Here is a 7,803-nt window from a genome sequence, read left to right as displayed (position 1 = left end):
CGCCGCTGAAGGGGGCGGGCGCCGATCTGGGCTGCGGCTTCGGGGCGCTGTCGACGGTGGTGCTGCGCGCGCCCGCCGTGACGGCTCTGCGGCTGGTCGACATCGACCGGCGCGCGGTCGAGGCGGCGAAGCGCAATGTCGACGACGCGCGGGCCGGCTTCGACTGGGCTGACGTGCGGACGCTGGAGGGGGCAGGCGATCTGAACTTCATCGTCAGCAATCCGCCCTTCCATGACGGCGGAGACGAGGACCGGCGGCTGGGCCAGGCCTTTATCCGCAAGGCGGCCGAGATGCTGAAGAAGGGCGGAACCGCCTGGATCGTCGCCAACCGCCACCTGCCCTATGAGGCCGAACTGGACGCCGCCTTCAAGCGCGTGCGGATGGTGGTCGATCAGGGCGGCTACAAGGTTTTCGAGGCGGTGAAGTGATCCCGCCCTCAAGCAGCCCGAAGGGCGACAGGGCATGAGCAAGAAGATTCCGACGTCCCGCGTGGACCAGCTGCTGGGTTCGATGGGCTACGGCTCGCGGGCCGAGATGGCGCGGCTGGGCAAGGCTGGCGGCATCGTGCTGGACGGCGCCGATCTGACCGATGTGTCGAAGCGCATTCCGGTGACGCCCGACCTGCCCGGCCGCATGGAGATCGACGGCGAGCCGCTGGACCCGGTGGCCGGTCTGGTCGTCTTGCTGAACAAGCCGCTGGGCATGACCTGTTCGCACAAGGAGGACGGGGCGCTGGTCTATGACGTCCTGCCCGACCGCTGGCGGCGGCGCGATCCGGCGATCTCGACCATCGGGCGGCTGGATAAGCAGACCAGCGGCCTGCTGCTGCTGACTGACGACGGCGATTTACTGCACCGGGTGATCTCGCCCAAGCGCCATGTGGCCAAGGTCTATCGCGCGACGCTGGCGCGGCCTCTGAACGGGACGGAAGGGGCGCTATTCGCCTCGGGCGAGCTGGTGCTGGAGGGCGAGGACAAGCCGCTGGCGCCTGCCGTGCTGGAGGTGGTGTCGCCGACCGAGGCCCTGCTGACGGTGACGGAAGGGCGCTATCATCAGGTGCGTCGGATGTTCGCGGCGGCGGGCAACCACGTCGAGGCCCTGCACCGCGAGCGGCTGGGCGGGCTGGTGCTGCCGGATGAATTGGCGCCGGGCGAATGGCGGCTGCTGACCGAGGACGAGATCGCTTCGATCTTCGTCTCTTAGCTCATCCCGGCGGAGGCCGGGATCCCGTGAGAACCTCATACGCTGCGCTTGCAGCCAAAGAACTGGGCCCCTGCGTCCGCCGGGGCGAGCGGGAGGTAGAGGGCTGGCGCTTGACCTGTCCTCCGCAGTCGCGCACCTCACCGCCATGACACTCACCAAGATCTGCGGCCTGACGACGCCGGATACGCTGGATGCGGCGCTGGAGGGCGGGGCGGCCTTTGTCGGGGCGGTGGTGTTTCCCAAGAGCCCGCGCCACATCCCGCCGCTGCACGCCGCGACCCTGTTCGACCGGGCGCGAGGGCGCGCCAAGGTGGTCGCTGTTCTGGTCGATCCCGACGACGCCCTGCTGAGCGAGGTCGCGCTGATCCTGCGGCCCGATCTGATCCAGCTGCATGGCCAAGAGACGCCGCAGCGCGCGGCCGAGGTCCGGCGGCTGACGGGAGCGGGGATCATCAAGGCCCTGCCGATCCAGGACGAGGCGGACTTCGCGAGCGTGGCCGACTGGACCGGCGTCGCCGATCATCTGCTGTTCGACGCCAGGCCGCCCAAAGGCGCCGATCTGCCCGGCGGGGTGGGGGCCTCGTTCGACTGGAGGCTGATGCAGAACCGGGCGCTTCCCGCAAACTGGTTCCTCGCGGGCGGGCTGGGCCCGCAAAATGTTTCCGAAGCGGTGCGGATTTCAGGGGCGCCGATGGTCGATGTGTCCTCTGGCGTCGAAAGCGCGCCGGGTGTTAAGGACCGCACCCTGATCAAAGCTTTTCTGGACGCCGCATCGCGGTCCTGATTTCGTCGCCTTCCTCCCTGAAGACTTTACGTTGTGCCCCAGACCGTGAACGCTCTCTCGAATTCCTACGCCTGGCCTGACGCCGAGGGCCGTTTCGGCCCCTATGGCGGTCGTTTCGTGCCCGAGACCCTGATGCCGCTGATCCATGAGCTGGAGGCGGCCTATGCGGCGGCCAAGGCGGATCCCAGCTTCCAGACCGAACTCGACGGCTATCTGGAGCACTACGTCGGCCGCGCCAGTCCGCTCTATTTCGCCGAGCGGCTGACCGAGCATTTCGGCGGCGCCAAGATCTGGCTGAAGCGCGAAGACCTGAACCATACGGGCGCGCACAAGATCAACAACTGCATGGGCCAGATCCTGCTGGCCCGCCGCATGGGCAAGACGCGCATCATCGCCGAGACCGGCGCCGGTCAGCACGGGGTCGCCTCGGCCACGGTCTGCGCTCGCTTCGGCCTGCCCTGCACGGTCTACATGGGCGCCGTCGACGTGGCCCGGCAGCAGCCGAACGTCTTCCGCATGAAGCTGCTGGGCGCCGAGCTGAACCCGGTGACGGCCGGTGCGGCGACGCTGAAGGACGCCATGAACGAGGCGATGCGCGACTGGGTCACCAATGTCGCCGACACCTACTACATCATCGGCACGGCGGCGGGCCCGGCCCCCTATCCGGCCATGGTGCGCGACTTCCAGTCGGTGATCGGCAAGGAGATCAAGGCTCAGAGCCAGCGCCAGATCGGCCGCCTGCCCGACGCTGTCATGGCCTGCATCGGCGGCGGATCGAACGCCATCGGCGCCATGCACCCCTTCATCGCCGATGAGGGCGTGCGCCTGATCGGGGTCGAGGCGGCGGGCCACGGCCTGGACACCCCCGCCCACGCCGCCAGCCTGAAGGGCGGGCGCTCGGGCGTGCTGCACGGCAACCGCACCTATCTGCTGCAGGACGCCGACGGCCAGATTCTGGAGGGTCACTCCATCTCGGCGGGCCTCGACTATCCGGGCATCGGGCCGGAGCACGCCTGGCTGCACGATCTGGGCCGGGCGGAGTATCTGTCCAGCACCGACGACGAGGCGCTGGAGGCCTTCCAGCAGCTCTGCAAGCTGGAAGGCATCATCCCGGCGCTGGAAGCCTCGCACGCCCTGGCGCGCGCGCGCGAGGTCGCCAAGCAGATCGGCAAGGACGGCGATCTGGTGATCGTCCTGTCGGGCCGGGGCGACAAGGATATCAACACCGTGGCCCAACACCTGGGCGTGGAGCTGTGATGATGAAGACCCTGCTGATCGCCGCCCTCGCGGCGGCTGTTTCACCGACCCTGACCCTGGCGCAGAACACGGCGGCGCCGGCGCCCCAGACGACTTCTGGCCAGGCGCCCGTGCAGACCGCGCCGACCATTCCGCCCGGCCCGGCGGCCACGGGAATGCCGGTTCTTCCGCCAGCGACGGAGGCGGCCGATTGCGGCGGCCTGCTGCGTAGTCCGGCCTTCTGCGTGACGGCCCAACTGGATCAGATCGGCGCCCTGGCCGACGCCTATACGGAGCATCTGGCCACGCTGAACTGGCTGGCGGCCGACGGCGACGACAACCGCGTCATCTTCGTGCGTCGCCGCGACGGCGGCGGCTGCGACGGCCTGCAGATGGTCGCCTTCTACGACGAGACCAAGCCCGCTGAGGCGACCGCGCCGGGCTATCTGGGCTTCGCCGTCATTCCGGGCGACGTCTGCACGGCGACGCCCGCCGCTCCGACAACGCCTTCGGGAGGTTCGGCGCAGTGACGACCGCACGCATCGACGCCCGCTTCGCCAAGCTGAAGGCCGAGGGCCGGGCCGGCTTCGTTCCCTATGTCATGACCGGCGATCCCAGCCGGGACGAGGCGCTGGAAATTCTGAAAGGCCTGCCCGCCGCAGGCGCCGATCTGATCGAACTGGGTCTGGCCTTTTCCGACCCCATGGCCGAGGGGCCGCCGATCCAGCGCGCCGCCCTGCGCGGGCTGAAGGCGGGGATGACCCTGCGCGGCACGCTCGATCTGGTCGCGGACTTCCGCAAGGGCGATCAGGACACGCCGTTGATCCTGATGGGCTATCTGAACCCGGTGGAATCCTACGGCTATGAGGTCTTCGCCCGCGATGCGGCCGAGGCCGGGGTGGATGGAATCATCGTCGTCGACTGCCCGCCGGAAGAGGCGGCCCCCCTGCTGGCCGCGCTGAAGGCCGCCGATCTGTCGCTGATCCGCCTGGCCACGCCGACGTCCGACGACGAGCGGTTGAAGGTCATCGCCGAGGGCACCTCGGGCTTCGTCTACTACGTCTCGGTCGCCGGGGTGACGGGGGTGAAGGAGGCTGTGGCCGCCGATGTGGCGCCCGCCGTCGAACGCGTGCGCCGCGCGGCCGGCCTGCCTGTCGCTGTCGGCTTCGGCGTGAAGACGCCGGAACGCGCCGCCGAGATCGCCCGCGTCGCCGACGCCGTGGTCGCCGGCTCGGTCTTCGTTGACGAGGTGGCCGCCGCTCTTGAGGCGAACGAACCCGCCGTTCCTCGCGTTCTGGCCAAGGTGAAGGCCCTGGCCGATGCTGTGAAGACGGCGAGAACTAGTGCTTCCGTGACGGAAACCGTTTAAAGGCCCCGCCCATGGTCGATAAAAATCCCGAGAACAAGGCTCGCGGCGGCTGGCTGTCGCGTTTCGCGCCCGGCGTGCGCAAGATCGTCAGCCCGCGCGACACCCCGGACAATCTGTGGGTCAAGGACCCCGACACAGGCGAGATGCTGTTCCGCTCGGACCTGGAGGCGGCCCTGTGGGTCACGCCGTCGGGCCGTCACATGCGGATCAATGCGCCGACGCGCCTGAAGGCCACCTTCGACGACGGCCTGTTCGAGAGCATCGACACGCCCGACGTGCCGGAGGACCCGCTGAAATTCTCGGACGGCAAGCCCTATCGCGACCGCCTGTCGGCGGCGCGCAAGGCGGCGGGCCGCAAGGACACCATGGCCATCGGCTACGGCCGCATCGGCGGCGCCCCCGCCGTGGTCATCGTGCAGGACTTCACCTTCATGGGCGGTTCGCTGGGCATGGCGGCGGGCGAGGCCTTCATCGCCGCCGCGCGTGAAGCGGTGAAGCGCAACGTTCCCCTAGTCTGCTATACGGCCGCCGGCGGGGCGCGGATGCAGGAAGGCGCCCTCAGCCTGATGCAGATGGCCCGCACCACCCTGGCCGTTCAGGAAGTGAAGGCGGCCAAGCTGCCCTACGTCGTGGTGTTGACCGACCCGACCACGGGCGGGGTCACGGCCTCCTACGCCATGCTGGGCGACGTTCACCTGGCCGAGCCGGGCGCCCTGATCGGCTTCGCCGGTCCGCGCGTGATCGAGACCACCATCCGCGAGAAACTGCCGCCGGGCTTCCAGCGCGCCGAATACCTCAAGGACAAGGGCATGGTGGACAAGGTGGTGTCGCGCGGCGACCTGCCGACGACGCTGGGCCTGATCCTGTCCATGCTGATGGGCGGCGCGGCCCAGAAGAAGGCTGCCTAACCGCAGGCTCTTTTCATGGACCCGATTTCGGAACGCCTGCGCGCCCGGCATCCCCAGCGCATCGACCTGTCGCTGGATCGGATGCGGGCGCTGTGCGCCGCGCTCGGGAATCCGCAGGATAAACTGCCGCCGGTGGTCCATGTCGCGGGCACCAACGGCAAGGGCTCGACGGTCGCCCTGATCCGGGCCATCGCAGAATCCGCGGGCCTGCGCGTCCACGCCTATACCTCGCCGCATCTGGTGCGTTTCAACGAGCGTATCCGGTTGGCCGGGACGCTGATCAGCGATGACGCCCTGAACGCCATCCTCGACCGGGTCGAGGCGGCGATGGCCCAGACCGGCGGCGAAGCCACGGTGTTCGAAAGCACCACGGCGGCGGGCCTTCTGGCCATGAGCGAGACGCCCGCCGACCTGGCTGTCATCGAGGTGGGCCTCGGCGGATCGCTGGACGCCACCAACGTCATCGCCCGGCCCCTGCTCAGCGTCATCACCCCGGTCGATCTGGATCACGCCGAGTTTCTGGGCACGACCATTGAAGACGTGGCGGGCGAGAAGGCGGGCATTCTCAAGGCCGGGGCGCGCGGCGTCGTGGCGCGCCAGTCCGAGGCGGCCATGGCGGTGATCGAGCGCCGCGCGGCCGAGGTCGGGTCGCCCCTGACCGTCATGGGCGTGGATTTCGACGCCTGGGCCGAGCGCGGGGGTCTCGTCTATCAGGATCAGGAGCGGTTTCTCGACCTGCCCGCACCCGCCCTGTCCGGCGCGCACCAGTTCGACAATGCGGGCGTGGCGATCGCCGCCGCGCTGGAGTTGGACCTGCCCGAGACCGCCATCGCCGAGGGGCTGAAGGCCGTGCGCTGGCCCGCGCGGATGCAGCGGCTGACGGCTGGTCCCTATGCCGAGAAGGCCCAGAAGGCCGACGCCGAACTGTGGCTGGACGGCGGGCACAATCCGCACGCCGCCCGCGCCCTGGCCCGCGCCCTGTCCGACCGCCAGACGCGCGCCCCGCGCCCCACGGCCCTGATCGTCGGCATGCTGGCCAACAAGGACGCAGGCGGCTTCTTCGAGGCGCTGAAGGGGAGCGACGCCCAGGTCTTCACCGTCGCTTTCGACGGAACGGCCGCCGAGCCGGAGGCCCTGGCCGCCGTCGCTCAAGGACGCGGCTTCGGCGCCATGGCGGCGGGATCTGTGGACGCTGCGCTGGACCGCGCCCTGGCCCTGGGCGCCGGGCGGGTGGTCATCTGCGGCTCGCTGTATCTGGCGGGCGAGGTGCTGGGCGCCAGCCGCGAGACTTGGCCGGTCTGAAGCAAACGCCAGGCCTCTCCCTCCACGTCTCGGGGAGGGTGGTCGCGTAGCAAAGCGAACAAAGAAAAAGGCGGCGCCTCTTTCGAAACGCCGCCCCACCCGACTTCGCCCTGCGGGCTCAGCCGCCCTCTCCATGAAGGGGAGGGAGAATGTCGTGTCAGTCGGCCGTCACGCCGGCTTCGGCCAGCCATTCGACGATCTTGCCCTTGGGCATGGCGCCGACCTTCATCGAGGTCATCTGGCCGTCCTTGAACAGCATCAGGGTCGGAATGCCCTTCACGCCCATCTTGGACGGGACCATGGGGCTGTCGTCGATGTTGACCTTGGCCACCGTGACCTTGCCGGCCAGTTCGTCGGCGATCTGCTCCAGCGCCGGGCCGATCTGCTTGCAGGGGCCGCACCACTCGGCCCAGAAGTCCACCAGCACGGGGGTCGAGGACTTCAGGACGTCGGCGTCGAAGCTGTCGTCGGTGACTTTCACAGTCGCCATGAATGATCTCCTTAAGAGCGCTATCGCTCGCCGCGCGGCGGCTCGCTGCTTGAGCGCATTTGATAATCGCGCGCTGACTGTAGCGCCAGCGTTCGGCCACAGATGTGGGTGCGAATCCCCGACAAATCAACGCGCATTTTCGAGAGCGGCGTCCATCAGGCCCTGCGGCAGGGCCATCAGCTTCGGCCCGTCGGTCCAGACCAGGGCCGCCTCGACCGCGCGGTCGGGATAGAGGCGGCGCAGGACGGCGGCGTAGATCGCCATTTGCAGAATATAGGCCGGATCGGCGTCCTCGGCCTGATCGGGCGCCGGGCGGTTGGACTTGAAATCCACCACCAGCACCCGCTGCGGCGTGACCACGAGCCGGTCGATGCGGCCGGAGATCGACACGCCGGACGGCAGGTCGGGCGCGGTCCCGGTCAGGGCGACCTCGGCGCGGCTGCCGGGACCGAAGACGGGGGCGAAGCGGGCGTCGTCCAGCACCCCGAAGGCGGCGGCGATCATCTCGGCG

At 69.2% G+C, this 7,803-nt stretch carries 10 protein-coding genes; 8 read left to right on the top strand and 2 right to left on the bottom strand.

Annotated features, from left to right (window positions below; translation table 11 throughout):
• The 8 genes from BDIM_RS14780 to BDIM_RS14745 form a co-directional block, all read left to right on the top strand.
• A partial coding sequence (locus BDIM_RS14780; protein WP_155818747.1) for a class I SAM-dependent methyltransferase occupies positions 1-428 on the top strand: 428 nt, incomplete at its 5' end.
• Between the two features lie 34 nt (positions 429-462).
• Positions 463-1,203, top strand: coding sequence for a 16S rRNA pseudouridine(516) synthase (locus BDIM_RS14775; protein ID WP_003166393.1), 741 nt, complete (start codon positions 463-465; stop codon positions 1,201-1,203).
• Between the two features lie 145 nt (positions 1,204-1,348).
• Positions 1,349-1,987 carry a phosphoribosylanthranilate isomerase gene (locus BDIM_RS14770; RefSeq protein WP_003166392.1) on the top strand — a complete coding sequence of 213 codons (639 nt, stop codon included), beginning with the start codon at positions 1,349-1,351 and terminating at the stop codon, positions 1,985-1,987.
• Between the two features lie 33 nt (positions 1,988-2,020).
• Positions 2,021-3,244: a tryptophan synthase subunit beta gene (gene trpB / locus BDIM_RS14765; RefSeq protein WP_081461922.1), complete on the top strand. Its 1,224-nt coding sequence runs from the start codon at positions 2,021-2,023 to the stop codon at positions 3,242-3,244.
• Positions 3,244-3,753 carry a hypothetical protein gene (locus BDIM_RS14760; protein ID WP_040346344.1) on the top strand — a complete coding sequence of 170 codons (510 nt, stop codon included), beginning with the start codon at positions 3,244-3,246 and terminating at the stop codon, positions 3,751-3,753. The genes trpB and BDIM_RS14760 overlap by 1 nt, the downstream gene beginning before the upstream one ends.
• Positions 3,750-4,592 (top strand): tryptophan synthase subunit alpha, encoded by an 843-nt coding sequence (trpA, locus tag BDIM_RS14755; protein ID WP_003166389.1) that lies wholly within the window; start codon positions 3,750-3,752, stop codon positions 4,590-4,592. Before BDIM_RS14760 ends, trpA begins: the two co-directional genes overlap by 4 nt.
• Positions 4,593-4,603: 11 nt before the next feature.
• Positions 4,604-5,500, top strand: coding sequence for an acetyl-CoA carboxylase carboxyltransferase subunit beta (locus BDIM_RS14750; RefSeq protein ID WP_003166388.1), 897 nt, complete (start codon positions 4,604-4,606; stop codon positions 5,498-5,500).
• A gap of 15 nt (positions 5,501-5,515) precedes the next feature.
• The gene (locus tag BDIM_RS14745; protein WP_003166387.1) at positions 5,516-6,802 is read left to right on the top strand and encodes a bifunctional folylpolyglutamate synthase/dihydrofolate synthase; all 1,287 of its coding nucleotides are present in this window, start codon (positions 5,516-5,518) and stop codon (positions 6,800-6,802) included.
• A 157-nt stretch (positions 6,803-6,959) separates the two neighbouring features.
• On the opposite strand, the gene trxA is transcribed toward BDIM_RS14745, so the two are convergent.
• Both trxA and BDIM_RS17670 read right to left on the bottom strand, forming a co-directional pair.
• A complete protein-coding gene (gene trxA / locus BDIM_RS14740; RefSeq protein ID WP_003166386.1) occupies positions 6,960-7,292 on the bottom strand; it encodes a thioredoxin in 333 nt (110 codons plus the stop codon).
• Between the two features lie 126 nt (positions 7,293-7,418).
• The coding region (locus tag BDIM_RS17670; protein WP_211205994.1) for a PD-(D/E)XK nuclease family protein at positions 7,419-7,803 on the bottom strand (385 nt) is incomplete at its 5' end.

Source organism: Brevundimonas diminuta ATCC 11568, from assembly GCF_000204035.1.
Taxonomy (GTDB): Bacteria; Pseudomonadota; Alphaproteobacteria; order Caulobacterales; family Caulobacteraceae; genus Brevundimonas; species Brevundimonas diminuta.
Note: the sequence above shows the minus strand (reverse complement) of the source record. Positions and strands in the feature narration are given on the sequence as shown.